22 protein-coding genes, 1 tRNA gene and 1 rRNA gene are annotated in these 25,054 nt (G+C 49.5%); 19 read left to right on the forward strand and 5 right to left on the reverse strand.

Annotated features, from left to right (window positions below):
* Positions 1-19: 19 nt before the first annotated feature.
* On the reverse strand, positions 20-1,063 hold the full coding sequence (gene mreB, locus OGX98_RS01610) for a rod shape-determining protein MreB (RefSeq protein ID WP_000913396.1): 1,044 nt from the start codon (positions 1,061-1,063) through the stop codon (positions 20-22).
* Between the two features lie 305 nt (positions 1,064-1,368).
* Positions 1,369-3,309 (reverse strand): RNase E specificity factor CsrD, encoded by a 1,941-nt coding sequence (gene csrD / locus OGX98_RS01615; protein ID WP_045448201.1) that lies wholly within the window; start codon positions 3,307-3,309, stop codon positions 1,369-1,371.
* A gap of 225 nt (positions 3,310-3,534) precedes the next feature.
* Between csrD and acuI the strand changes: the two genes are divergently transcribed.
* The 12 genes from acuI to OGX98_RS01675 all read left to right on the forward strand — a co-directional run bounded on the left by acuI (position 3,535) and on the right by OGX98_RS01675 (position 14,006).
* On the forward strand, positions 3,535-4,509 hold the full coding sequence (gene acuI, locus OGX98_RS01620) for an acrylyl-CoA reductase (NADPH) (RefSeq protein WP_286594729.1): 975 nt from the start codon (positions 3,535-3,537) through the stop codon (positions 4,507-4,509).
* Between the two features lie 117 nt (positions 4,510-4,626).
* Positions 4,627-5,631 carry a protein-methionine-sulfoxide reductase catalytic subunit MsrP gene (gene msrP / locus OGX98_RS01625; protein WP_286594730.1) on the forward strand — a complete coding sequence of 335 codons (1,005 nt, stop codon included), beginning with the start codon at positions 4,627-4,629 and terminating at the stop codon, positions 5,629-5,631.
* Positions 5,632-6,231: a protein-methionine-sulfoxide reductase heme-binding subunit MsrQ gene (gene msrQ, locus OGX98_RS01630; RefSeq protein ID WP_045448208.1), complete on the forward strand. Its 600-nt coding sequence runs from the start codon at positions 5,632-5,634 to the stop codon at positions 6,229-6,231. It begins immediately after the preceding gene.
* A gap of 392 nt (positions 6,232-6,623) precedes the next feature.
* Positions 6,624-7,094: an acetyl-CoA carboxylase biotin carboxyl carrier protein gene (gene accB, locus OGX98_RS01635; protein ID WP_045448210.1), complete on the forward strand. Its 471-nt coding sequence runs from the start codon at positions 6,624-6,626 to the stop codon at positions 7,092-7,094.
* Between the two features lie 10 nt (positions 7,095-7,104).
* The gene (accC, locus tag OGX98_RS01640) at positions 7,105-8,454 is read left to right on the forward strand and encodes an acetyl-CoA carboxylase biotin carboxylase subunit (RefSeq protein ID WP_045448212.1); all 1,350 of its coding nucleotides are present in this window, start codon (positions 7,105-7,107) and stop codon (positions 8,452-8,454) included.
* Between the two features lie 108 nt (positions 8,455-8,562).
* Entirely contained in the window at positions 8,563-8,805 is a 243-nt protein-coding gene (locus OGX98_RS01645) for a YhdT family protein (protein WP_048220464.1), read from the forward strand.
* Entirely contained in the window at positions 8,795-10,246 is a 1,452-nt protein-coding gene (gene panF / locus OGX98_RS01650; protein ID WP_286594731.1) for a sodium/pantothenate symporter, read from the forward strand. Before OGX98_RS01645 ends, panF begins: the two co-directional genes overlap by 11 nt.
* Positions 10,247-10,257: 11 nt before the next feature.
* The gene (gene prmA / locus OGX98_RS01655) at positions 10,258-11,139 is read left to right on the forward strand and encodes a 50S ribosomal protein L11 methyltransferase (RefSeq protein ID WP_048220462.1); all 882 of its coding nucleotides are present in this window, start codon (positions 10,258-10,260) and stop codon (positions 11,137-11,139) included.
* 360 nt (positions 11,140-11,499) lie between these two features.
* Positions 11,500-12,465 (forward strand): tRNA dihydrouridine synthase DusB, encoded by a 966-nt coding sequence (gene dusB / locus OGX98_RS01660; protein WP_045448220.1) that lies wholly within the window; start codon positions 11,500-11,502, stop codon positions 12,463-12,465.
* Positions 12,466-12,490: 25 nt separating this feature from the next.
* Positions 12,491-12,787 carry a DNA-binding transcriptional regulator Fis gene (gene fis, locus OGX98_RS01665; protein WP_000462905.1) on the forward strand — a complete coding sequence of 99 codons (297 nt, stop codon included), beginning with the start codon at positions 12,491-12,493 and terminating at the stop codon, positions 12,785-12,787.
* Between the two features lie 87 nt (positions 12,788-12,874).
* A complete protein-coding gene (gene yhdJ / locus OGX98_RS01670) occupies positions 12,875-13,759 on the forward strand; it encodes an adenine-specific DNA-methyltransferase (RefSeq protein WP_286594734.1) in 885 nt (294 codons plus the stop codon).
* Positions 13,760-13,841: 82 nt separating this feature from the next.
* A complete protein-coding gene (locus OGX98_RS01675; RefSeq protein ID WP_003025279.1) occupies positions 13,842-14,006 on the forward strand; it encodes a DUF2556 family protein in 165 nt (54 codons plus the stop codon).
* Positions 14,007-14,058: 52 nt separating this feature from the next.
* Here the strand turns inward: OGX98_RS01675 and envR are convergent, their stop codons facing one another.
* Positions 14,059-14,715: an acrEF/envCD operon transcriptional regulator gene (gene envR, locus OGX98_RS01680; RefSeq protein WP_045448222.1), complete on the reverse strand. Its 657-nt coding sequence runs from the start codon at positions 14,713-14,715 to the stop codon at positions 14,059-14,061.
* A 412-nt stretch (positions 14,716-15,127) separates the two neighbouring features.
* Here envR and OGX98_RS01685 point away from each other — a divergent pair, with 412 nt between their 5' ends.
* The 7 genes from OGX98_RS01685 to OGX98_RS01715 all read left to right on the forward strand — a co-directional run bounded on the left by OGX98_RS01685 (position 15,128) and on the right by OGX98_RS01715 (position 24,494).
* Complete coding sequence (locus OGX98_RS01685) at positions 15,128-16,291, forward strand: efflux RND transporter periplasmic adaptor subunit (protein WP_048220461.1); 1,164 nt, start codon at positions 15,128-15,130, stop codon at positions 16,289-16,291.
* An 11-nt stretch (positions 16,292-16,302) separates the two neighbouring features.
* Positions 16,303-19,416 (forward strand): efflux RND transporter permease subunit, encoded by a 3,114-nt coding sequence (locus tag OGX98_RS01690; RefSeq protein ID WP_045448225.1) that lies wholly within the window; start codon positions 16,303-16,305, stop codon positions 19,414-19,416.
* 260 nt (positions 19,417-19,676) lie between these two features.
* Complete coding sequence (locus OGX98_RS01695) at positions 19,677-19,898, forward strand: lipoprotein (RefSeq protein WP_003025292.1); 222 nt, start codon at positions 19,677-19,679, stop codon at positions 19,896-19,898.
* A gap of 440 nt (positions 19,899-20,338) precedes the next feature.
* The gene (locus tag OGX98_RS01700) at positions 20,339-21,364 is read left to right on the forward strand and encodes an amino acid ABC transporter substrate-binding protein (RefSeq protein WP_286594732.1); all 1,026 of its coding nucleotides are present in this window, start codon (positions 20,339-20,341) and stop codon (positions 21,362-21,364) included.
* Positions 21,365-21,433: 69 nt separating this feature from the next.
* Positions 21,434-22,615 (forward strand): amino acid ABC transporter permease, encoded by a 1,182-nt coding sequence (locus tag OGX98_RS01705; RefSeq protein ID WP_286594733.1) that lies wholly within the window; start codon positions 21,434-21,436, stop codon positions 22,613-22,615.
* Positions 22,616-22,624: 9 nt separating this feature from the next.
* Complete coding sequence (locus OGX98_RS01710) at positions 22,625-23,728, forward strand: amino acid ABC transporter permease (protein ID WP_048220459.1); 1,104 nt, start codon at positions 22,625-22,627, stop codon at positions 23,726-23,728.
* A gap of 7 nt (positions 23,729-23,735) precedes the next feature.
* On the forward strand, positions 23,736-24,494 hold the full coding sequence (locus tag OGX98_RS01715; RefSeq protein WP_045448233.1) for an amino acid ABC transporter ATP-binding protein: 759 nt from the start codon (positions 23,736-23,738) through the stop codon (positions 24,492-24,494).
* A 105-nt stretch (positions 24,495-24,599) separates the two neighbouring features.
* On the opposite strand, the gene rrf is transcribed toward OGX98_RS01715, so the two are convergent.
* Together rrf and OGX98_RS01725 are read right to left on the reverse strand one after the other, a co-directional pair.
* A 5S ribosomal RNA gene (gene rrf, locus OGX98_RS01720) occupies positions 24,600-24,715 on the reverse strand.
* Positions 24,716-24,753: 38 nt separating this feature from the next.
* Positions 24,754-24,829 (reverse strand) — tRNA-Thr (locus OGX98_RS01725).
* Positions 24,830-25,054: the final 225 nt, after the last annotated feature.

Here is a 25,054-nt window from a genome sequence, read left to right on the forward strand (position 1 = left end):
TCACCCTACCTGCATCCGACTACTCTTCGCTGAACAGGTCGCCGCCGTGCATATCAATCATTTCCAGCGCTTTGCCGCCGCCGCGCGCCACACAGGTCAGCGGATCTTCAGCAACAACAACTGGAATACCGGTTTCTTCCATTAACAGACGATCAAGGTTACGCAGTAATGCGCCACCGCCGGTAAGCACCATGCCGCGTTCGGAAATATCAGACGCCAGCTCTGGCGGGCACTGTTCCAGTGCAACCATCACCGCGCTCACGATACCGGTCAGCGGTTCCTGCAGCGCTTCCAGAATCTCGTTAGAGTTCAGGGTAAAGCCACGTGGAACACCTTCAGCCAGGTTACGACCGCGAACTTCGATTTCGCGTACTTCATCACCCGGATAAGCAGAACCGATTTCGTGCTTAATACGTTCTGCGGTAGCTTCACCGATCAGAGAGCCGTAGTTACGACGCACATAATTAATAATGGCTTCGTCGAAACGGTCACCACCGATGCGTACGGAAGAAGAGTAAACCACGCCGTTCAGGGAGATAACTGCGACTTCAGTGGTACCACCACCGATGTCCACAACCATAGAACCGGTTGCTTCGGAAACAGGCAGACCCGCACCGATCGCTGCCGCCATCGGCTCTTCGATCAGGAACACTTCACGCGCACCTGCTCCCTGAGCGGATTCACGGATCGCACGACGTTCAACCTGAGTTGCTCCAACCGGTACACATACCAGTACGCGCGGGCTTGGGCGCATGAAGCTGTTGCTGTGCACTTGTTTGATAAAGTGCTGGAGCATTTTTTCAGTCACGAAGAAGTCAGCAATAACGCCATCTTTCATTGGGCGAATTGCAGCAATATTACCCGGTGTACGACCCAGCATCTGCTTCGCATCATGACCTACTGCGGCCACGCTTTTCGGCGAACCGGCACGATCCTGGCGAATGGCCACAACAGAAGGCTCATTCAATACGATGCCTTGTCCTTTTACATAAATAAGGGTATTCGCGGTACCCAGGTCAATGGACAGGTCATTGGAAAACATGCCACGAAATTTTTTCAACATACTAAGGGATAATCCTGAAAGCTGGGGCGGAAAACAAAATCCGCTTACTTTACCAACCACACGCAGCAGCGACAAGGCGGAAAAATCATCTGCTACGGTGAAAATTAGTGCAGTTCGTTTCCTTTGTTACAAAACCGGCCTGAGTCCATCAGGGCTGAATAAATCAGCAGCAATCCTCGCCTCATTTGCAACCTGTCAAAGGTCATTCACCTGCATGTTTGCTGTTACAGCCTGGCGGGCAGACAAGCACACCCCCAGAAGGCACAGCGCGCGTTATTCTACGTGAAAACAAATTAAACGGCAGGTTAAACCGAATATCTTTGCGAATATTTTTTCACGTTGGTGTCAAGTGGCTGTGATGCGGCAAAAAAATCACCTTGTCCACCCGAGACTCCACGTTCGGTCAACGTACGCCACTCGCTACGCGAACGAACACCGGTGGCATAAACCAGCGTGGGTGTTCCTGAACAGGCTTCCACCAGGCTCTGCACAAGAAGCTGATTTTCCGTTCGCTTATCAATATTTCTTACCAGGCTTGGATGAAGTTTCAATAATTCGACATTGAGTTCTTTTATCCAACTGGTGCTAACCAGTGTTAAACCTGCCTGCGTAACGGCGATACGAACACCCAGCGCATCCATCAATCGAATCACAGGCTGTAACCGGCTGATATGTTGACAGACATCCGCCTCCGCAAGTTCAATAATTATGCGTTTACGCAGCGATTTTTCGCACTGCATCAGCGTATCACGCAACCAGCGCTGAAAACGCGGGCGAATAAGCGACTCTACTGTCGCCTGCATCGCCAAACTTTCCTGTGGCCAATAGCCCAATAACAAGATCAGACGGCTAATCTGCAAGCGGTCATATTCTTCCGCCAGGCCAAATTGCAGCACCATCGGCATATATTCTGCCGAGATGACCTCTTCGCTCCCATCAAAAATGCGGCACATTAATTCCCGATGGTGCACCCGCCCTTCACATGTCACAGCAGGTTTTTGGTAAATTCTCGGACCGCCCCGGCTGAGCATCTGTTCTATAAGCGTTCGCCAGCGTACATTACCCCGGCCTTTTTCGGGTAGAGAGTCGTCATAGACTGACCAACTGTTCCCACCTTGCAATACCGAATTACGGGTTGCCGCTTCGGCGTGATCCATAACCTGTTCAGTGGATTGACCGCTGCGGCAAACGCAAATGCCAATATGAATCATATCGGCACGATCGATCATTTTGTTAGTCGGAAGTGCGTCTACCGCCTTTAACAATTGCCCGGCGATACTTTCCGCTTCTTTTAACGTGCGGTGCGGCAGCAAGATGGCAAAATCACTACGGTGGTAGCGTGCCAGCAGCGCTCCCGGATAGCGCATAATAAAGGTCGACAACAAATTGATGAGCGCGGAGATTTGTTCTTCAGCAAGCTCAACTCCCCAACTATCACGCAACAGGGTAAAGTCCGGCAGACGAACCATCATCACAACCCCGTGCGATCCTACTTTCTCTTGATCTTCCAGCAGCGTCGCCAATTGGTTATCAAAGAACAGCCGGTTGCTAAGCCCGGTTTTTGTATCCTGCGCAACATAGGATCGGATCAGCGTATCCAACCTGCTTCGCTGCTCGCGGGCATTCTGAATTTCGGTAAGCAGCATATCAAGCGCACTACTGGTACGCGCAGGCCATTCATAGACTGTACCCCGGACGTTCGGCCCTCGTTCACCGTTCAGGATCCGCGTTGAACGAATCTCCAGCAGCTCCTGTCCGGAAAGCTGACGCTGAAGCCAGCGTACCGACAAGAATAGCATCAGGATAATAAAACCAATCGATAGCGTGAGCGGCGCTGTCGTCATCAGCGAATGGAAATAATTGCCCATTGGATCCTGATAGACCAGACGCAGCGACATCCCAGGATGCTTGACCAAAGGAACCGTGATATCGCGATAGAGATTGTTCGTCCCTGCAGGGCGATAGCTACTGGTTCGGGAATGGCGATAAACAATATTCTCACCCTGAAGCAACTCAACGCGGACGATATCGACTGAGATCATTAACTCATCTATTTGCGGCGTTAAGGAAACAGCATCTTTGGAGACAAGATGGGTGTCAATCGCCGTCGCTACGGCCTGGACGCGAGCGGTGAACTTGTATTGAATCGCGTTGTAAAAACTCAGTGAGCAGCCAATCAAAGTCACGAAGATCGTTAACCCGGTAAGCAGCGTCACAAAAGCTGAGAATTTCGTCGTTAATCGCATCCTTGTGTTAACTCCGACAGTTATGAATCAAGCGTGAAAATGAAAAAGCGACACGAAAATGCGAAATTGAACGCGAAATCCGTCAATTTACACAAATAATGTGGGCATACTACCAAATCAGGTATTTCTGGCAATTTATTGCGCAGAATCGGCATCATGTTTTGTTTAGCGAGTATAGTCTTCATAAATAATTTTCCAATCCACTATATGAATTGAGGACAGGTTATGCAGGCTTTGATCTTAGAACAGCAGGACGGAAAAACCCTCGCATCCGTTCAACCCCTCGACGAAAACCAGCTACCGGAAGGCGATGTGACGGTGGATGTTCACTGGTCGAGCCTGAACTATAAAGACGCGCTGGCCATCACAGGCAAGGGTAAAATTATCCGTAATTTTCCGATGATTCCTGGTATCGATTTCGCTGGCACCGTTCGCAATAGCGAAGATCCCCGTTTTCATGCAGGCCAGGAAGTCTTGCTAACCGGCTGGGGCGTGGGGGAAAACCATTGGGGTGGACTGGCAGAACGTGCACGCGTGAAAGGTGACTGGTTGGTTGCTCTGCCAAAAGGACTGGATGGCCGTAAAGCCATGGTCATCGGCACCGCCGGTTTTACCGCCATGCTGTGCGTAATGGCGCTTGAAGACGCCGGTATTCGCCCGGAAGATGGCGAGATTGTTGTCACCGGCGCCAGCGGTGGTGTGGGCAGTACTGCCGTCGCGTTGCTGCATAAACTGGGTTATCAGGTTGCGGCGGTATCCGGTCGCGAAAGTACGCATGACTATCTGCGTAGCCTGGGCGCCAACCGAATCCTCGGTCGTGATGAGTTTGCTGAATCTCGCCCGCTGGAAAAACAGCTCTGGGCCGGTGCGATTGATACCGTTGGCGACAAAGTGCTGGCAAAAGTCCTCGCTCAGATGAACTACGGCGGCTGTGTCGCTGCCTGTGGTCTGGCCGGCGGTTTTGCACTCCCAACCACAGTGATGCCATTTATTCTGCGTAATGTGCGCTTACAGGGTGTTGATTCCGTGATGACGCACCCGGCTCGTCGTGCGCAAGCCTGGCAACGTCTGGTCAATGACTTGCCAGAATCATTCTATGCGCAAGCTGCAACAGAAATCACTCTGGCTGATGCGCCAAAGTTTGCCGATGCCATCATCAATAACCAGGTGCAAGGCCGCACATTGGTAAAGGTACGTTAAGCTGTCGCAGATAAAAACTTACATTTAATTAACTATTTTTTTATACACATTGACGGACTCCCTGCCATAGTAACTACGCGCCAATATGAGTCATCGCGCGTATGCCGGGAGTCTATCATGAAGAAAATACGTCAATTTACCGAAGCCGATGTAACCGCAGAATCGGCTTTTTTTATGCAGCGCCGCCAGGTGCTGAAAGCACTGGGTATCAGTGCCGCCGCATTGTCTTTGCCTTTGTCTGCACAGGCTGACCTTCTCAGTTGGTTTAAAGGTAATGACCGTCCACCCGCACCTGCTGGTAAACCGCTTGATTTCAGTAAACCTGCTGCCTGGCAAAATACGCTTCCTTTAACACCAGAAGATAAAGTGTCTGGCTATAACAATTTTTATGAGTTTGGCCTGGACAAAGCAGACCCGGCAGTCAACGCTGGCAGTCTGAAGACCAATCCCTGGACGCTGAAAATCAGTGGCGAAGTGGCCAAGCCCTTAACACTCGATCACGATGCACTAACCACTCGTTTCCCGTTGGAGGAACGTATTTATCGGATGCGCTGTGTAGAGGCCTGGTCAATGGTCGTGCCGTGGATTGGCTTTCCTTTACATAAGCTGTTGGCACTGGCCGAACCCACCAGCAATGCAAAATATGTCGCTTTCGAAACGCTCTATGCGCCGGATGATATGCCGGGACAGAAAGATCGCTTTATTGGCGGGGGGCTGAAATATCCCTACGTTGAGGGACTGCGCCTTGATGAAGCCATGCATCCGCTCACGCTACTCACCGTAGGTGTTTATGGTAAGGCGCTTCCCCCGCAGAATGGCGCACCGATCCGCTTAATCGTGCCATGGAAATACGGTTTTAAAGGCATTAAATCGATCGTCAGTATCAAACTCACACGTGAACGCCCACCGACGACCTGGAATATGGCCGCACCTGATGAATATGGTTTTTATGCCAATGTGAATCCACATGTCGATCATCCTCGCTGGTCGCAAGCGACTGAGCGTTTTATTGGTTCAGGCGGGATTCTGGACGTACAGCGACAACCTACGCTGCTATTTAACGGTTATGCCGATGAAGTCGCCTCGCTGTATCGCGGCCTCAATTTACGGGAGAACTTTTAAGTGCGCCTGACTGCAAAAAACATTACCTGGCTGAAAGTGTGCCTGCATCTTGCCGGTATTTTACCTTTTGTCTGGCTCTTTTGGGCGGTAAATCATGGGGGATTGAGCGCCGATCCCGTTAAAGACATTCAACACTTTACCGGTAGGACAGCTCTGAAATTTTTACTGGCGACCTTGCTGGTCGCGCCGCTGGCGCGCTACGCTAAACAGCCATTATTGATACGTACTCGTCGCCTGTTAGGGTTATGGTGTTTTGCCTGGGCTACGTTGCATTTAACCAGTTATGCCCTACTGGAACTGGGCATTAATAATCTTGCACTGTTAGGACGGGAATTAACAACGCGTCCTTATTTGATGTTGGGCATTATCAGTTGGGTCATATTATTTGCCCTCACATTAACGTCAACACAGGCAGCACAGCGAAAACTGGGCAAATATTGGCAGTTCTTACACAACTTCGTCTATCTGGTGGCGATCCTGGCGCCTATTCATTACCTGTGGTCGGTAAAGATTTTATCTCCACAACCGATCATTTATGCAGCGCTCGCTACCGTGCTTTTAGCCTGCCGTTATAAGAAGTTCCGCCAGTGGTGGCGGTAGTTTCACGATATGTGCAGTGCGTTGCAAAACATAGACGAACCCATGTTCTTTACATGCCAACGGTTGATTATCTTCCCTGATAAGACCAGTATTTAGCTGCCAATTGCTACGAAATGGTTATAATGTGCGACCTTGCTTTCCCCGAGAGCGTTTTTACACCGCTGAAAGGGTGACAATCGCGCATTGAAGGTATATTTTGTTTTTTACCCGAAAATGGCAGAAGATAGCCACACAATGACTGACAAGTCATGAAATCTCATTTAATGGTTGCGGCACGCAGTGCAACGCCAGAGATGCGTGGCATCTTGTCACCAACAGTTATTCAAATGCTATACAGACGGCGATAAAACGCCTGTCACAATCTCACTAAACAAAGAGTACGGAACCCACTCATGGATATTCGTAAGATTAAAAAACTGATCGAGCTGGTTGAAGAATCAGGCATCTCCGAACTGGAAATTTCTGAAGGCGAAGAGTCTGTACGCATCAGCCGTGCAGCGCCAAATGCAGGTTTTCCAATGATGCAACAGGCTTATGCTGCACCAATGATGCAACAACCTGCTCTGTCTAACGCTGTCGCTCAGACTGCAACTCCAAGCATGGAAGCCCCAGCCGCAGCGGAAATCAGTGGTCACATCGTACGTTCCCCGATGGTTGGTACTTTCTACCGCACCCCGGGTCCTGACGCCAAACCGTTTATCGAAGTGGGTCAGAAAGTGAATGCGGGCGATACCCTGTGCATCGTTGAAGCCATGAAAATGATGAACCAGATCGAAGCCGACAAATCCGGTGTGGTGAAAGCGATCCTGGTCGAAAGTGGTCAACCGGTAGAATTTGACGAGCCGCTGGTCGTCATCGAGTAACGAGGCGAACATGTTGGATAAAATTGTTATCGCCAACCGCGGCGAGATTGCCTTGCGTATTCTTCGTGCCTGTAAAGAACTGGGCATCAAGACCGTCGCTGTGCACTCAAGCGCGGATCGCGATTTAAAACACGTATTACTGGCAGATGAAACGGTCTGTATTGGCCCGGCTCCATCTGTAAAAAGTTACCTGAACATCCCGGCTATCATCAGCGCCGCTGAAATCACCGGCGCGGTGGCAATCCATCCGGGTTATGGCTTCCTCTCTGAGAACGCCAACTTTGCTGAACAGGTAGAACGCTCAGGCTTTATCTTCATTGGCCCAAAAGCCGATACCATCCGCTTGATGGGTGACAAAGTGTCCGCCATTACTGCGATGAAAAAAGCTGGCGTACCAACCGTTCCCGGCTCTGACGGCCCGCTGGGCGATGATATGGACGCTAACCGCGCTCATGCCAAACGCATCGGCTATCCGGTAATTATCAAAGCTTCCGGCGGCGGCGGCGGTCGCGGTATGCGCGTTGTACGCGGCGATGCTGAACTGGCCCAATCCATTTCCATGACGAAAGCTGAAGCGAAAGCCGCTTTCAACAACGACATGGTTTACATGGAAAAATACCTGGAAAACCCACGCCACATCGAAATTCAGGTGCTGGCAGACGGTCAGGGTAACGCGATTTATCTGGCAGAACGCGACTGCTCTATGCAGCGTCGTCACCAGAAAGTGGTCGAAGAGGCGCCAGCACCTGGCATTACTCCGGAACTGCGTCGCTATATCGGCGAGCGTTGCGCCAAAGCGTGTGTTGATATCGGCTACCGTGGAGCGGGTACTTTCGAATTCCTGTTTGAAAACGGTGAGTTCTACTTCATTGAAATGAACACCCGTATCCAGGTAGAACATCCGGTTACCGAAATGATCACCGGCGTTGACCTGATCAAAGAGCAGTTGCGTATTGCAGCAGGTCAGCCGCTGTCTATCAAGCAGGATGAAGTTATAGTTAAAGGCCATGCGGTAGAATGCCGTATCAACGCCGAAGACCCGAACACCTTCCTGCCAAGCCCGGGTAAAATTACGCGTTTCCACGCACCGGGTGGCTTTGGTGTGCGCTGGGAGTCACATATTTACGCAGGCTACACTGTCCCTCCGTACTATGACTCAATGATCGGTAAACTGATTTGCTATGGCGAAAACCGTGACGTGGCAATTGCCCGCATGAAAAACGCCTTGCAGGAACTGATCATCGACGGCATCAAAACTAACGTTGATCTGCAGATCCGCATCATGAATGACGAGCACTTCCAGCGTGGTGGTTCTAATATCCACTACCTGGAGAAAAAACTCGGACTTCAGGAAAAGTAAGCACGCGTTAACTGAAAAGGCCGGGAATTCCCGGCCTTTTGTTTTTCTCCCCTCCGGTACGTCCCATAATGTACAATCCCCGCTTTCTTTATCCACAAGGGACAAAAAATGGACGCTCGTTTTGTTCAGGCCCATAAAGAGGCGCGCTGGGCGCTGTGGCTGACCCTTTTCTATCTTGCCACATGGTTAGTGACCGCTTACTTACCAGATTCCACACTGGGCTTTACCGGCTTGCCACACTGGTTCGAGATGGCGTGTCTGCTGACACCATTGGTTTTCATTTTGCTGTGTTGGGCAATGGTGAAATTTATCTATCGCGATATTTCTCTGGAGGATGACGATGCAGCTTGAAGTCATTTTGCCGCTTGTCGCCTATCTTCTGGTGGTGTTTGGTCTTTCCGTTTACGCAATGAGAAAGAGAACGACTGGCACCTTCCTGAATGAGTATTTCCTCGGCAGTCGCTCCATGGGCGGTGTCGTGTTGGCCATGACGCTAACTGCAACCTACATTAGCGCAAGCTCGTTTATTGGCGGCCCCGGCGCGGCATATAAATACGGGTTGGGATGGGTATTGCTGGCAATGATCCAGTTGCCTGCCGTCTGGCTGTCGTTAGGTATTCTCGGTAAGAAATTCGCCATTCTGGCGCGCCGTTACAATGCCGTAACCCTCAATGATATGCTGTTTGCCCGCTATCAGAGCCGTTTACTGGTATGGCTGGCGAGCCTCAGCCTGCTTGTGGCTTTTGTCGGAGCGATGACCGTGCAATTCATCGGCGGCGCACGTTTGCTGGAGACTGCTGCGGGTATTCCTTACGAAACCGGCCTGCTGATCTTTGGTATCAGTATCGCGTTATATACGGCATTCGGCGGATTTCGCGCCAGCGTGCTGAATGACACCATGCAGGGCATGGTGATGCTGATTGGTACTATCGTCTTGCTGGTGGGCGTAGTCCACGCCGCAGGCGGCCTCAGTCAGGCAGTAGAAACCCTGCAAACCATCGATCCTAAGCTGGTGACACCGCAGGGTGCTGATGACATTCTGTCTCCAACCTTTATGACATCATTCTGGGTACTGGTGTGCTTTGGGGTGATTGGTCTGCCGCACACGGCGGTACGCTGCATTTCCTATAAAGACAGTAAAGCCGTACATCGCGGGATTATCATTGGCACCATTGTGGTGGCGATCCTGATGTTTGGGATGCATCTGGCAGGCGCACTGGGACGTGCGGTAATCCCTGATCTGACAGTTCCGGATTTGGTTATCCCTACCCTGATGGTAAAAGTTTTGCCACCTGTTGCTGCCGGTATCTTTCTCGCCGCACCGATGGCAGCGATTATGTCGACGATCAATGCTCAATTGCTGCAAAGTTCCGCTACGATCATTAAAGATCTTTACCTGAACCTTCGCCCGGAACAACTACAAAATGAAACTCGCCTGAAGCGAATGTCTGCGCTGATCACCCTGCTGTTGGGGGCGTTACTGTTGCTGGCTGCCTGGAAGCCGCCAGAGATGATTATCTGGCTTAACCTGCTGGCGTTCGGCGGCCTGGAAGCCGTTTTCCTGTGGCCTCTGGTACTTGGCCTGTATTGGGAACGAGCGAATGCGACAGGTGCATTGAGCGCCATGATTGTCGGTGGGGTACTCTATGCCGTACTCGCCACCTTTAACGTTCAGTATCTGGGCTTCCATCCGATTGTGCCTTCGTTACTGCTAAGTTTGCTGGCTTTCCTGGTCGGAAACCGTTTTGGTTCTGCCGCCCCGCAAGCCGTCATATTGACTACTGATAAATAAAGAGTTTTGCCATGCCATGGATCCAACTGAAACTGAACACGAGCGGTGCAAACGCTGAAGAGTTAAGTGATGCACTGATGGAAGCGGGTGCCGTTTCTATCACCTTCCAGGATACACATGATACGCCGGTGTTTGAACCGCTGCCGGGCGAAACTCGCCTGTGGGGTGATACCGACGTTATCGGCCTGTTCGACGCAGAAACCGACATGAAAGAAGTTATTGCCCTTCTGGAACAGCACCCGCTGTTGGGCACTGGCTTCGTGCACAAAATCGAACAGCTTGAAGATAAAGACTGGGAGCGCGAATGGATGGATAACTTCCACCCAATGCGCTTTGGCGAACGTCTGTGGATTTGCCCTAGCTGGCGCGATGTGCCGGACGAAAACGCCGTCAACGTGATGCTGGATCCTGGCCTGGCGTTTGGCACGGGTACTCACCCAACGACCTCTCTGTGTCTGCAATGGCTCGACAGCCTCGATCTTAACGGTAAAACAGTTATCGACTTTGGCTGTGGCTCCGGCATCCTGGCGATTGCAGCGCTGAAACTGGGCGCGGCGAAAGCCATCGGTGTGGATATTGATCCTCAAGCCATCCAGGCGAGCCGCGATAACGCACAGCGTAACGGCGTTTCTGACCGCCTGGAGCTCTATCTGCCAAAAGACCAGCCAGAGGCCATGAAAGCCGATGTAGTGGTCGCAAACATCCTCGCCGGCCCATTGCGTGAATTGGCACCATTAATCAGCGTACTGCCCGTTGAGGGTGGCTTATTGGGCCTTTCCGGTATTCTTGCCAGCCAGGCGGAAAGCGTCTGTGAAGCCTATGCCGATCTCTTTACACTCGATCCGGTTGTCGAGAAAGAAGAGTGGTGTCGTATTACCGGTAAGAAGAAATAGTCCCCTTTCGTTACCGTTGGTAACGTTAAGATCGCTCTTTTTTTCGCAAAAGGATTTGCGGAAATGAGAGCGAGATCGCATTCGAAAGCCATTATTTGTTCATAAAGACAGCGTTTTATCCTGTTCAACTTACCCTGATAGTAATAAAAAAAGAGAAGTTTTCGGAATTTATAAATGGATGCCAAATTACCGATTTATTGTATCCACATGATTATTAAATACTTTATTTTGAAACTGTCCACTCAACCAGCAATTCATTGATCCACCTCAGGGGATTGGTCAAAGTTTGGCCTTTCATCTCGTGCAAAAAATGCGTAATATACGCCGCCTTGCAGTCACAGTATGGTCATTTCTTAACTCATGCGCATCGGACAATATCAGCTCAGAAATCGCCTGATCGCAGCACCTATGGCTGGCATCACTGACAGACCATTCAGGACGCTGTGTTATGAGATGGGAGCAGGATTGACGGTATCCGAGATGATGTCTTCTAACCCACAGGTTTGGGAAAGCGACAAGTCTCGTTTACGTATGGTGCACGTTGATGAGCCAGGAATTCGCACGGTGCAAATTGCCGGCAGCGATCCTGTTGAGATGGCCGATGCCGCACGTATTAACGTGGAAAGCGGCGCCCAAATTATTGATATCAATATGGGGTGTCCGGCTAAAAAAGTGAATCGTAAGCTCGCAGGTTCAGCCCTCTTGCAGTACCCGGATCTAGTGAAGTCGATACTAACCGAGGTCGTCAATGCAGTGGACGTTCCTGTCACACTCAAGATTCGCACCGGCTGGGCTCCGGAACACCGTAACTGCGTAGAGATTGCCCAACTGGCTGAAGACTGTGGCATTCAGGCTCTGACCATTCATGGACGCACCCGCGCCTGTTTGTTCAATGGAGATGCTGAGTACGACAGTATTCGGGCAGTTAAGCAGAAAGTTTCCATTCCGGTTATCGCGAATGGCGACATTACTGACCCGCATAAAGCCAGAGCTGTGCTCGACTATACGGGGGCGGATGCCCTGATGATAGGACGTGCAGCTCAGGGAAGACCCTGGATCTTTCGGGAAATCCAGCATTATCTGGACACTGGGGAGCTGCTGCCCCCGCTGCCTCTGGCAGAGGTGAAGCGCTTGCTTTGTGCGCACGTTCGGGAACTGCATGACTTTTATGGTCAGGCAAAAGGGTACCGAATTGCGCGTAAACACGTATCCTGGTATCTCCAGGAACACGCTCCAAATGACCAGTTTCGGCGCACATTCAACGCCATTGAAGATTCCAGCGAACAGCTGGCGGCGTTGGAGGCATACTTCGAAAATTTTGCGTAAACAGAAATAAAGAGCTGACAGAACTATGTTCGAACAACGCGTAAATTCTGACGTACTGACCGTTTCTACCGTTAACTCTCAGGATCAGGTAACTCAAAAACCCCTGCGTGACTCGGTTAAACAGGCACTGAAGAACTATTTTGCTCAACTGAATGGTCAGGATGTTAATGATCTCTATGAGCTGGTACTGGCTGAAGTAGAACAGCCCCTGTTGGACATGGTGATGCAATACACCCGCGGTAACCAGACCCGTGCTGCCCTGATGATGGGCATCAACCGTGGTACGCTGCGTAAAAAACTGAAAAAATACGGCATGAACTGATACTAATCAGCGATATGTTTGTTTTAAAAGGCGCTACTCGGCATGGGGAAGCGCCTTTTTTATTTGCATCACACGGAGGCTTTGGCGATGAAGGCGAGATGTGAACCTGTCTATTTTGGCGATGAATCGAAAAAGATAATCCAGGGTGATGCGCTAACTGAACTGCAAAAGCTCGCACCCGAAAGCGTCGATCTCATTTTTGCCGACCCACCTTATAACATCGGCAAAGACTTTGACGGAATGGTGGAATCCTGGGACGAAGGGACCTTCCTGGTCTGGTTGTTTGAGTGTATTGAAGAGTGCCATCGCATTCTTAAGCCACAGGGCACTATGTACATCATGAACAGCACAGAGAACATGCCGTATATCGACCTCAAATGCAGACAGCTTTTTACCATTAAAAGCCGCATTGTGTGGTCATATGATAGCTCTGCAGTCCAGGCCAAAAACTTCTTTGGTTCCATGTATGAACCGATCCTGATGATGGTAAAAGATCAGAAAAGCTATACGTTTAATCGTGATGATATTCTGGTTGAAGCCAAAACAGGAGCCAAACGCGCGCTTATCGATTACAGAAAGAACCCGCCCCAGCCGTACAATCAGAAAAAAGTACCTGGCAATGTTTGGGAGTTCCCGCGCGTTCGCTACCTGATGGATGAATACGAAAATCATCCAACCCAAAAACCTAAGGCCCTGTTAGAGCGTATCATTCTGGCATCCTCTAACTCAGATGACGTGGTGTTAGATCCGTTTGCAGGCAGTTTCACCACCGGGGCTACTGCAGTGGAACTGGGTCGCAAATTCGTTGGGATTGAGATCAATGATGAATACGTAAAAATGGGACTCAGGAGACTGGGTGTCAGCTCCCATTTTTCAGAGAATGAGCTTGCAAAGATAAAAAAGCGAAAGACCAATAATCGGTCTAAAAAGAGTCGATTAACTGAAAATAGCGGCAAGATCTCAACAAAGTAAAAGCATTGTAAGTCTGCTTTTCAGCTTTTGGATTTCGTGTATATTCCCAGCACACTTGGGCATGAATACACAGGATTTGGTAATGATTCGCAAGTATTGGTGGCTGGTTGTTTTTGCGGTCTTCGTTTTTCTTTTTGATGCGCTGCTCATACAGTGGATAGAGTTGATGACAACAGAGCACGATAAGTGCCGGAATATGAATTCAGTGAATCCCCTCAAGCTGGTCAACTGCGTCGACCTCGAATAGCACGCACGGTAAAAGATGTTTTATAGCAGCCGTCAGGCTATGGCGGCTGAAACTACCCAACCTGATTTTCACTCTTGATCAACTGCATCACACAGCCATCAGGGCTTAGCATTTTTAATACGTTATCCACTAATACCGGCGCTTGCCCATACAGATCATAACTTGCTGGATTCATTAGCCAGTTTTTTATTATCCCACTGAAACTCCCATGGAGAATAATTATAATAACGTCTAAATCCAGACTGCTTGCGATAAGGTTTTCATCCATACATTCCTGTAAAGATTTACGGATACTCTGATGACTTAGTCCTATTTTATCGCGAATTTCCTGCTCTGATATCATATCGCTATTGAATTCACACTTATGATATAGAATCTGCATTAATGCCTGCTGACGAGGTATCTCAGCAATATACTGCAAACCAACGACCAGTTTTTCTCGCAATCGCTGTAACGGATTATTACCCCAGCGTCCAATGAGTCTGTCCTGAATAAGATCGCGCAAAGGGGGTTGCTGTAGCCATAACTCATTAAACAGTTGGATCTTATTTTCGAAATGCCAATAGATTGCGCCTCGCGTCACGTTGGCGGCATCCGCAATGTCGTTTAGCGTCGTATTGCCTACACCACGTAGAGCAAACTGTACAATCGCTGTTTCAATGAGATGCTGTCGTGTTTTGAGGGCATCAGCTTTCGTTTTTTTAGCCATGGTTTCAAATGCCTGGGACAGAATAGGAATTGATAAACTTTCTTATCGAATATTTGCCATATGGAGCAAATGTATCACTTCGCATTTATTTAGACGAGATCTAAAATATTTCATTACGTGCAACATACATAAATAATCAAAACAAATAAAAATTAGTTAATATATTCATTGGGCAAATGTTTATTTCAATATGTGTTTACCTGCATCAGGCCATTGCATACTTCCTGCTAACGAAAAGGTAGCTGATTAATCTTTTTTTGTTTTTATGTGCCGTGCATCGTACAGCAAAATAAGTATTACTTACATCGCAAGCTAATAATTTGTAGGATAGCCAACTATTATTTTATTTGCGCGCGTTATCGCCTTGCCGTTATCCGGTAAATAACGAGCTTTCGGTTTTTAAGGAAAAGTAATGACGAAAAATGCCAGGCTCTCACTCCTGCCCTCATTCATTATCATCTCCACTGCATTACTCGCCGGTTGTAACGATCAGGGAGAAACACAAACTCATCCTGCCGAGCCACAGGTTACTGTCCATGTTGTGGAATCGGCCCCCTTAGCCGTTACGACTGAATTGCCGGGCCGTACAACAGCCTTCCGTATTGCAGAAGTTCGCCCTCAGGTCAGCGGGATTGTGCTGAAAAGGAATTTCACTGAAGGGAGTGATGTTGAAGCAGGCAAGTCGCTTTATCAGATTGATCCCGCAACTTATCAGGCCGACTATGATAGCGCCAAAGGTGAACTGGCAAAAAGCGAGGCCGCAGCGGCTATCGCCCATTTAACAGTAAAACGTTATGTCCCGTTGGTCGGAACAAAGTACATCAGCCAGCAAGAGTACGATCAAGCCATTGCTGATGCTCGTCAGGCCGACGCCTCCGTCATCGCCGCCAAAGCTGCGGTCGAAAGCGCTCGTATCAATCTCGCTTACACCAAAGTGACATCGCCCATTAGCGGACGTATCGGTAAATCTAACGTTACCGAAGGTGCGTTAGTTACCAATGGTCAAGCGACAGCGTTAGCCACTGTGCAACAGCTTGATCCCATTTACGTCGACGTGACGCAGTCCAGTAGCGATTTTATGCGGCTCAAACAGTCTGTTGCACAAGGTAGCCTACATAAAGACAACACCAGCAGTACCGTTGAACTGGTGATGGAGAATGGCCAGTCATACCCGCTGAAAGGCTCTTTGCAATTTTCTGACGTGACGGTTGACGAGAGTACCGGATCCATCACCCTGAGAGCCGTTTTCCCTAACCCACAGCACTCTCTACTGCCAGGCATGTTTGTACGCGCCCGCATCGATGAAGGTATCCAACCTAACGCCATCCTTGTTCCACAACAGGGAGTGACACGTACACCTCGCGGAGATGCAACCGTGATGGTCGTCAATGATAAGAACCAGGTCGAAGCTCATGCCGTTGTAGCCGTACAAGCCATTGGTGACAAATGGCTCATAAGCGAAGGCTTACAACCGGGCGACAAAGTTATCGTCAGCGGATTACAAAAAGCTCGTCCGGGAGTGCAGGTAAAAGCGACCGCCGATACCGAAACTCCAGCCGCGAAAGCCACACAATAAGGTAACCGGACATGGCAAACTTTTTTATTAGGCGACCTATCTTTGCCTGGGTACTGGCCATCATTCTGATGATGGCGGGCGCTCTGGCAATCATGCAACTGCCCGTGGCGCAGTACCCAACTATTGCCCCCCCTGCCGTAGCGATTTCCGCGACCTACCCAGGCGCGGATGCACAGACGGTGCAGGATACCGTAACGCAGGTTATCGAACAAAACATGAACGGTATCGATAACCTGATGTATATGTCCTCCACCAGCGATTCGGCCGGGAGCGTAACCATTACGTTAACGTTCCAGTCCGGAACCGATCCCGATATCGCACAGGTTCAGGTACAAAACAAACTGCAGCTCGCGACACCTTTACTGCCTCAAGAAGTTCAACAGCAGGGTATCGCCGTTGAGAAATCAAGTAGCAGCTTTTTGATGGTCGCGGGGTTTGTTTCTGACAACCCGCAGACAACTCAGGATGACATCTCTGACTATGTCGCTTCCAACATTAAAGACTCTATCAGCCGTCTGAACGGCGTAGGTGACGTGCAGCTGTTTGGCGCGCAGTACGCCATGCGTATCTGGCTGGATGCGAATTTATTGAACAAGTATCAACTCACGCCGGTTGATGTCATTAACCAGTTGAAAGTACAAAACGACCAGATCGCCGCAGGTCAGTTAGGGGGTACACCTGCCTTACCTAACCAACAGCTCAACGCCTCTATCATTGCGCAAACGCGACTGAAAGATCCTGAAGAGTTTGGCAAAGTGACCTTACGCGTGAACAGCGACGGTTCTGTTGTTCACCTCAAGGACGTTGCACGCATTGAGTTGGGGGGTGAAAACTACAACGTCGTTGCACGTATTAACGGTAAACCGGCATCCGGTCTGGGTATTAAGCTGGCAACCGGTGCAAACGCTCTGGATACCGCCAACGCAATCAAAGCAAAACTGACTGAATTACAGCCGTTCTTCCCCCAGGGAATGCAGGTAGTCTATCCGTACGACACCACACCGTTTGTTACCATCTCTATTCACGAGGTGGTAAAAACGCTGTTTGAAGCGATCGTACTGGTTTTCCTGGTGATGTACCTGTTTCTGCAAAACATTCGCGCAACGCTAATTCCGACTATCGCTGTGCCTGTGGTGCTGTTGGGGACATTCGCCGTACTTGCTGCATTTGGCTACTCGATAAACACCCTGACAATGTTCGGCATGGTACTCGCCATCGGCCTGCTGGTCGATGATGCGATAGTCGTAGTAGAAAACGTGGAGCGCGTGATGATGGAAGACAATCTGCCGCCCAGAGAAGCGACAGAAAAATCCATGTCACAAATACAGGGGGCGCTGGTTGGTATTGCCATGGTGCTATCTGCGGTGTTTATCCCAATGGCCTTCTTTGGAGGTTCAACCGGGGCAATTTACCGACAGTTCTCTATTACTATTGTTTCTGCAATGGCGCTTTCAGTACTGGTGGCGTTGATTCTGACTCCCGCCCTTTGTGCAACATTGCTCAAGCCGGTATCGGCAGAGCACCACGAGAAAAAAAGTGGTTTCTTTGGCTGGTTTAATACCAAATTCGATTACAGCGTCAACCACTACACCAATAGCGTCAGCGGTATAATTCGTAAAACGGGTCGCTATCTGGCGGTCTATCTGATCATTGTTATTGGCATGGCGGTGCTGTTTATACGCCTGCCTACCTCCTTCCTGCCAGAGGAAGATCAGGGTGTGTTCCTGACGATGATTCAGCTACCAGCCGGTGCAACACAAGAGCGTACTCAGAAAGTGCTGGATCAAGTTACCCACTACTATCTGAATAATGAGAAAGCCAACGTCAAAAGCGTCTTTACGGTTAACGGCTTTAGCTTCAGTGGACAGGGGCAAAACTCAGGGATGGCATTTGTCAGCCTCAAACCCTGGGAAGAGCGTAGCGGCGATGAGAATAACGTTGAATCTGTAATTGCCCGAGCAACTCGGGCATTTAGTCAGATTCGTGATGGCCTGGTATTCCCCTTCAACATGCCAGCCATTGTTGAATTGGGCACCGCAACCGGCTTCGATTTTGAGCTGATTGATCAGGGAGGGCTGGGACACTCAGCCTTAACGCAGGCACGTAATCAGCTGCTAGGCATGGTGGCACAACATCCTGATTTGCTGGTACGTGTACGCCCCAACGGCCTTGAGGATACTGCGCAGTTTAAGCTGGATGTTGATCAGGAAAAAGCGCAAGCGCTTGGTGTTTCCTTGTCAGATATTAACGAAACCATCTCCGCTGCGCTGGGCGGCTACTACGTCAATGATTTCATTGACCGCGGTCGCGTGAAAAAAGTGTATGTTCAGGCAGATGCAAAATTTCGTATGTTGCCGGAAGACATCAATAATCTGTATGTTCGCAGCGCCAATGGCGAAATGGTACCTTTCTCCACATTCAGTTCAGCGCACTGGATTTACGGCTCACCGAGACTGGAACGCTACAACGGTATGCCATCTATGGAGCTGTTAGGCGAAGCGGCACCAGGCAAAAGTACAGGTGAAGCAATGGCGCTGATGGAAAGCCTGGCGGAAAAACTGCCTAACGGTATTGGCCATGACTGGACGGGAATGTCCTATCAGGAACGACTGTCAGGTAACCAGGCACCAGCGTTGTATGCCATCTCGCTAATCGTTGTCTTCCTTTGCCTTGCAGCACTGTATGAGAGCTGGTCGATTCCATTCTCCGTCATGCTTGTCGTCCCGCTCGGTGTCGTTGGTGCGCTGCTGGCGGCATCGCTTCGCGGGATGAATAACGATGTGTACTTCCAGGTCGGCCTGTTAACAACTATCGGCCTCTCTGCCAAAAACGCCATCCTGATTGTCGAATTTGCTAAAGACCTGATGGATAAAGAGGGCAAAGGTTTGATTGAGGCGACTCTGGAGGCCTCCCGTATGCGTCTGCGTCCTATCCTGATGACATCTCTGGCCTTTATTCTGGGGGTTATGCCTCTGGTTATCAGTAATGGTGCAGGTAGCGGTGCGCAGAATGCCGTCGGCACAGGTGTTATGGGGGGCATGCTCACGGCTACATTGTTGGCGATCTTCTTCGTTCCCGTCTTTTTTGTTGTCGTTAAACGGCGTTTTAGCCAGCATCGCGATTAAATTGTAAAATAAAGGCGTCTCCGGGCGCCTTTTTTACCTGATAATGACCTCTTTATTTATTAATAAGATAGCCATTCTTTTTTTTAGCACATGGTTCCAAAATTCCCCGTTCTATTCATTATGTTTACAATCCACATGAATTGAGATTATTCCTCATGTCAGTCTTTTTTTAAGAAGTGGTAAAATACCCCTCGATTTCGCAGATAGCTTAGCGCCTGTCTTTGCTTTTTTAGCGAAACGTCTATTTTAGAGGTAACACCATGAAAAGATTAATATCCGTTGCATTGCTTACAGCATTTCTGGCTGGCTGTGCACACGATTCTCCTTGCGTACCTGTATATGACGACCAGGGCCGTCTGGTTCATACCAATACCTGTATGAAAGGCACCACGCAGGATAACTGGGAAACAGCAGGTGCGATCGCCGGTGGTGCAGCCGCTGTTGCCGGTCTGACACTTGGGATAGTTGCCTTGACGAAATAAATCATGTTAAAAGCGCGGTAATAGCCGCGCTTTTAACAATAAAGAAGATATCTTTATATAAGACAAAATGATGGTTTAAAGCTTTGGCCCTGAAATAAAATTATTATAGATTCCCCTCACATATTCACGACTGAAAATTAGCATTTTTTCAGCTTTTCGTAACAACACGTCTTCTTGTCATTATTCTCACGCGGTCAATATTCACGCCCGAAATTGTTATCAGGCATCCTGTTTAAATTTTTGCGCTGAAATGTGGCGTACGTTTCAATTTTGCACCACTTCAGGGCGCTGCATTTATTTTTTCCTGTCTACACTCTGCTTATTGCGCCGAATATTGAGCGCAAAAACCTGGCACTACCTTTGCTTAAAAGAGTATGGCCAAAGCCACAGACAGGTAAAAGACGTTTCCATAACAATAATTCCTCCACACAGGATGCTCTATGAAAAAGATGATAATAGCCAGCCTGGCTGCGGCCGGCGTGCTGCTTGCGATTACAAATCAGGCACATGCCGGCGCAACGCTTGATGCCGTAAAGAAAAAAGGATTTGTGCAATGCGGAATCAGTGACGGCTTACCAGGCTTTTCCTATGCCGACGCAAGCGGTAAGTTTTCAGGTATTGATGTAGATGTATGTCGTGGTGTTGCCTCGGCCGTATTTGGTGATGACACGAAAGTAAAATACACCCCGCTCACCGCTAAAGAACGCTTCACCGCTTTACAGTCTGGTGAAGTCGATATGCTCTCCCGTAATACCACATGGACCTCCTCACGTGATGCAGGAATGGGGATGTCCTTTACTGGCGTGACTTATTACGATGGCATTGGCTTTCTTACCCACAACAAAGCGGGTCTAAAGAGCGCAAAAGAACTCGATGGTGCAACGGTTTGTATTCAGGCAGGCACGGATACTGAACTGAACGTGGCCGATTATTTTAAGGCCAACAATATGAAGTATACCCCCGTCACCTTCGATCGCTCCGATGAATCCGCTAAGGCTCTGGAATCAGGCCGCTGCGATACGCTTGCTTCCGACCAGTCTCAGTTGTATGCCCTGCGAATCAAATTGAGCACCCCTTCAGAATGGATTGTTCTGCCAGAAGTAATCTCTAAAGAACCACTGGGGCCTGTCGTACGCCGCGGCGATGATGAATGGTTCTCTATTGTTCGCTGGACGCTGTTTGCCATGTTGAATGCTGAAGAGATGGGTGTTAACTCGAAAAACGTTGATGAAAAAGCCGCTAATCCCGCAACACCGGATATGGCACACCTGTTAGGCAAAGAGGGAGACTATGGTAAAGATCTGAAGCTGGATAATAAATGGGCTTACAACATTATTAAGCAGGTAGGAAACTATTCGGAGATCTTTGAACGTAACGTGGGATCGGAAAGTCCACTGAAGATCAAACGTGGGCAAAACAACCTCTGGAATAACGGCGGCATTCAGTATGCGCCACCGGTGCGCTAATGCGAAGTGATGTAACGGGCGCCGCAACTGCGGCGCTCAACCCAGAGTCATTGTTACCGAGGTTTTCTTATGTACCATCGCCGCTCAACCGTAAAAGGATCACTCTCCTTTTCTAACCCTGCGGTCCGCGCCTGGTTATTTCAAATTCTTGCCATCATCGCGGTCGTTAGCATTGCGATCTATCTCATTCACAATACGATTAATAACCTAAGCAGTCGCGGTATCACCTCGGGGTTCTCTTTTCTCGATCGCAGTGCCGGATTTGGTATTGTTCAACATCTGATTGATTATGAGCAGGGCGATACCTATGGGCGTGTCTTTCTGGTCGGTCTGCTTAATACGCTGCTTGTCTCAGCACTATGTATTGTTTTTGCTTCATTTCTCGGCTTCTTTCTTGGACTGGCACGTTTGTCAGATAACTGGTTGCTGCGTAAGCTATCTACAATTTATATCGAAACGTTCCGCAATATTCCGCCGCTGCTGCAAATCTTCTTTTGGTATTTTGCCGTACTACGCAATTTGCCGGGTCCCCGTCAGGCCGTCAGTGCGCTGGATCTCGTTTTCCTGAGTAACCGGGGACTCTATATTCCGGCGCCGCAGATGGGAGAAGGTCTTTTTGCCTTTTGCGCTGCACTCATGATTGCTGCAGTCGTAACTATTGGGCTATTTCGTTTCAATAAAATGTACCAGACAAAAACAGGTCAATTACGCAGAACGTGGCCAACAGCACTGGCGCTGATCGTGTTTTTGCCGATGATTTCACAATGGATTTTTGGCGCAGCGCTCCACTGGGATATACCCGAACTGCGCGGTTTTAACTTCCGCGGCGGCATGGTAGTTATCCCAGAACTGGCGGCGTTAACACTGGCGCTTTCAGTGTATACATCTGCATTTATTGCAGAAATTATTCGGGCCGGTATTCAGGCAGTTCCTTATGGTCAACATGAAGCAGCCCGTTCTTTGGGCCTTCCCAATCCGGTAACGCTCCGTCAGGTGATCATCCCGCAGGCGCTCCGCCTCATCATTCCACCACTGACCAGCCAGTATCTGAATATCGTAAAGAATTCATCCCTTGCTGCCGCCATTGGCTACCCGGATATGGTTTCACTGTTTGCCGGAACCGTACTGAATCAAACCGGGCAGGCTATTGAAACCATCGCCATCACTATGTCGGTTTACCTGATCATCAGTCTGAGCATTTCTCTGTTAATGAATATATACAACCGTCGTATCGCACTCATTGAGCGCTAAGGAGTCATGATGACAAAAGCACTACTGTCTCACCCCTCGCGCCAGAGCAGTAATCATGCTGGCCGCGTGATATTTTGGGTGCGTAAAAATCTATTTTCCAGTTGGTCAAACAGTTTGCTCACTCTGTTATGCATATGGCTCATGTGGATGTTCATTCCCCCATTGCTGAACTGGGCATTTCTGCAGGCCAACTGGATAGGTTCTACCCGGGCAGATTGTACAAAAGCGGGAGCGTGCTGGGTGTTTATCCATGAACGCTTCGGACAATTCATGTATGGGCTCTATCCACACGATCAGCGCTGGCGGGTTAATCTGGCTCTGATTATCGGCCTACTCTCTATCGCGCCGATGTTCTGGAAAGCGATACCTCATCGTGGTCGCTATATCGCCGTCTGGGCGGTGGTTTATCCGGTTATCGTCTGGTGGCTGTTGTACGGTGGTTTTCTCGGTCTCGATCGCGTGGAAACCCGCCAGTGGGGTGGACTGACACTCACCCTGATCATAGCCTCTGTTGGTATTGCAGGCGCGCTCCCATGGGGGATCTTACTGGCGTTGGGGCGCCGTTCTCATATGCCTGTCGTGCGGGTTTTATCCGTCATTTTCATTGAGTTCTGGCGTGGTGTGCCGCTGATCACTGTCCTGTTTATGTCGTCAGTCATGCTCCCGCTGTTTATGTCGGAAGGCACCAGCATCGACAAACTTATTCGGGCGCTGGTCGGTGTAATTCTTTTCCAGTCAGCTTATGTCGCAGAGGTGGTGCGTGGGGGATTGCAGGCCCTCCCGAAAGGCCAGTATGAAGCCGCCGAATCACTGGCGCTTGGCTACTGGAAAACCCAAGGGCTGGTCATACTTCCGCAAGCCCTCAAACTGGTTATCCCCGGCCTGGTTAACACGATCATCGCCCTCTTCAAGGATACCAGTCTGGTCATTATTATCGGTCTGTTTGACCTTTTCAGCAGCGTACAACAAGCCACCGTCGACCCTGCCTGGCTTGGTATGTCGACAGAAGGATATGTTTTTGCCGCGCTGATTTACTGGGTTTTCTGCTTCAGCATGTCACGTTATAGCCAGCATCTGGAAAAACGTTTTAACACCGGGCGTACACCGCACTGAGGAAATTATGAGCCAATTATTAATACAATCTAACGACGCGATGATTACGCTGGAAAACGTCAACAAATGGTATGGACAGTTTCACGTTCTGAAAAACATAAACCTGGAGGTAAAACAGGGAGAACGTATCGTATTATGCGGACCTTCTGGATCCGGTAAATCAACAACGATCCGTTGTATTAACCATCTGGAAGAGCATCAGCAAGGGCGTATTGTTGTAGATGGAATTGAGCTCAATGAGGACATCCGCAATATTGAACGCGTCAGACAAGAAGTTGGAATGGTCTTTCAACACTTTAATCTCTTTCCTCATTTAACAGTCCTGCAAAACTGCACACTGGCTCCTGTCTGGGTTCAGAAGATGCCAAAGAAAGAGGCTGAAGCTCTGGCAATGCACTACCTTGAACGAGTGCGTATTGCTGAACATGCGCATAAATACCCTGGACAAATTTCCGGTGGGCAGCAACAGCGCGTGGCCATTGCGCGTTCACTGTGCATGAAACCCAAAATCATGTTGTTCGATGAGCCCACATCAGCACTGGACCCTGAAATGGTAAAAGAAGTACTCGATACCATGATAGGCCTGGCGCAATCGGGAATGACAATGCTTTGTGTTACTCATGAAATGGGGTTTGCCCGAACAGTTGCAGACAGGGTGATCTTTATGGATCTTGGCGAGATTGTTGAACAGGCGCCACCAGACGAATTTTTTGCCCATCCGAAATCCGAGCGTACCCGAGCGTTTTTATCACAGGTCATACATTAAAACCTGCAAGCCGGATAAGCTGTTTACGCCGCCATCCGGCATATTCCACAATTCGCAAATGCAAAAAGGCCCATCCTGACGGATGGGCCTTTCCACTTATTTGATGTCTGGCAGTTCCCTACTCTCGCATGGGGAGACCCCACACTACCATCGGCGCTACGGCGTTTCACTTCTGAGTTCGGCATGGGGTCAGGTGGGACCACCGCGCTACAGCCGCCAGACAAATTCTTTTCTAAGCGCCGAACTTTAACCTAAAAACTGGTGCTGATACCCAGAGTCGAACTGGGGACCTCACCCTTACCAAGGGTGCGCTCTACCAACTGAGCCATATCAGCACACTAAATTTGATGCCTGGCAGTTTATGAATCACTGCGTGATCCACCCTTCGGGCCGTTGCTTCGCAACGTTCAAAAGCTCTCGCTTTTGTCCTACTCTCTTATCGAGTAGTGAACTGCCTCAAAGGTCAATGCCATACTTCTTAATTTGATGCCTGGCAGTTCCCTACTCTCGCATGGGGAGACCCCACACTACCATCGGCGCTACGGCGTTTCACTTCTGAG

The sequence above is a fragment of the Citrobacter sp. Cm046 genome, assembly GCF_030333065.1.
GTDB lineage: Bacteria > Pseudomonadota > Gammaproteobacteria > Enterobacterales > Enterobacteriaceae > Citrobacter > Citrobacter murliniae.

Coding starts and splice junctions, on each gene's coding strand:
- envR (WP_045448222.1), bottom strand. CDS start 14,715: ATGGCTAAAAAAACGAAAGCTGATGCCCTCAAAACACGACAGCATCTC.
- OGX98_RS01675 (WP_003025279.1), top strand. CDS start 13,842: ATGATTCGCAAGTATTGGTGGCTGGTTGTTTTTGCGGTCTTCGTTTTT.
- mreB (WP_000913396.1), bottom strand. CDS start 1,063: ATGTTGAAAAAATTTCGTGGCATGTTTTCCAATGACCTGTCCATTGAC.
- OGX98_RS01645 (WP_048220464.1), top strand. CDS start 8,563: ATGGACGCTCGTTTTGTTCAGGCCCATAAAGAGGCGCGCTGGGCGCTG.
- yhdJ (WP_286594734.1), top strand. CDS start 12,875: ATGAAGGCGAGATGTGAACCTGTCTATTTTGGCGATGAATCGAAAAAG.
- acuI (WP_286594729.1), top strand. CDS start 3,535: ATGCAGGCTTTGATCTTAGAACAGCAGGACGGAAAAACCCTCGCATCC.
- accC (WP_045448212.1), top strand. CDS start 7,105: ATGTTGGATAAAATTGTTATCGCCAACCGCGGCGAGATTGCCTTGCGT.
- OGX98_RS01710 (WP_048220459.1), top strand. CDS start 22,625: ATGACAAAAGCACTACTGTCTCACCCCTCGCGCCAGAGCAGTAATCAT.
- dusB (WP_045448220.1), top strand. CDS start 11,500: ATGCGCATCGGACAATATCAGCTCAGAAATCGCCTGATCGCAGCACCT.
- accB (WP_045448210.1), top strand. CDS start 6,624: ATGGATATTCGTAAGATTAAAAAACTGATCGAGCTGGTTGAAGAATCA.
- panF (WP_286594731.1), top strand. CDS start 8,795: ATGCAGCTTGAAGTCATTTTGCCGCTTGTCGCCTATCTTCTGGTGGTG.
- prmA (WP_048220462.1), top strand. CDS start 10,258: ATGCCATGGATCCAACTGAAACTGAACACGAGCGGTGCAAACGCTGAA.
- OGX98_RS01695 (WP_003025292.1), top strand. CDS start 19,677: ATGAAAAGATTAATATCCGTTGCATTGCTTACAGCATTTCTGGCTGGC.
- msrP (WP_286594730.1), top strand. CDS start 4,627: ATGAAGAAAATACGTCAATTTACCGAAGCCGATGTAACCGCAGAATCG.
- OGX98_RS01700 (WP_286594732.1), top strand. CDS start 20,339: ATGAAAAAGATGATAATAGCCAGCCTGGCTGCGGCCGGCGTGCTGCTT.
- fis (WP_000462905.1), top strand. CDS start 12,491: ATGTTCGAACAACGCGTAAATTCTGACGTACTGACCGTTTCTACCGTT.
- OGX98_RS01690 (WP_045448225.1), top strand. CDS start 16,303: ATGGCAAACTTTTTTATTAGGCGACCTATCTTTGCCTGGGTACTGGCC.
- OGX98_RS01715 (WP_045448233.1), top strand. CDS start 23,736: ATGAGCCAATTATTAATACAATCTAACGACGCGATGATTACGCTGGAA.
- OGX98_RS01705 (WP_286594733.1), top strand. CDS start 21,434: ATGTACCATCGCCGCTCAACCGTAAAAGGATCACTCTCCTTTTCTAAC.
- csrD (WP_045448201.1), bottom strand. CDS start 3,309: ATGCGATTAACGACGAAATTCTCAGCTTTTGTGACGCTGCTTACCGGG.
- OGX98_RS01685 (WP_048220461.1), top strand. CDS start 15,128: ATGACGAAAAATGCCAGGCTCTCACTCCTGCCCTCATTCATTATCATC.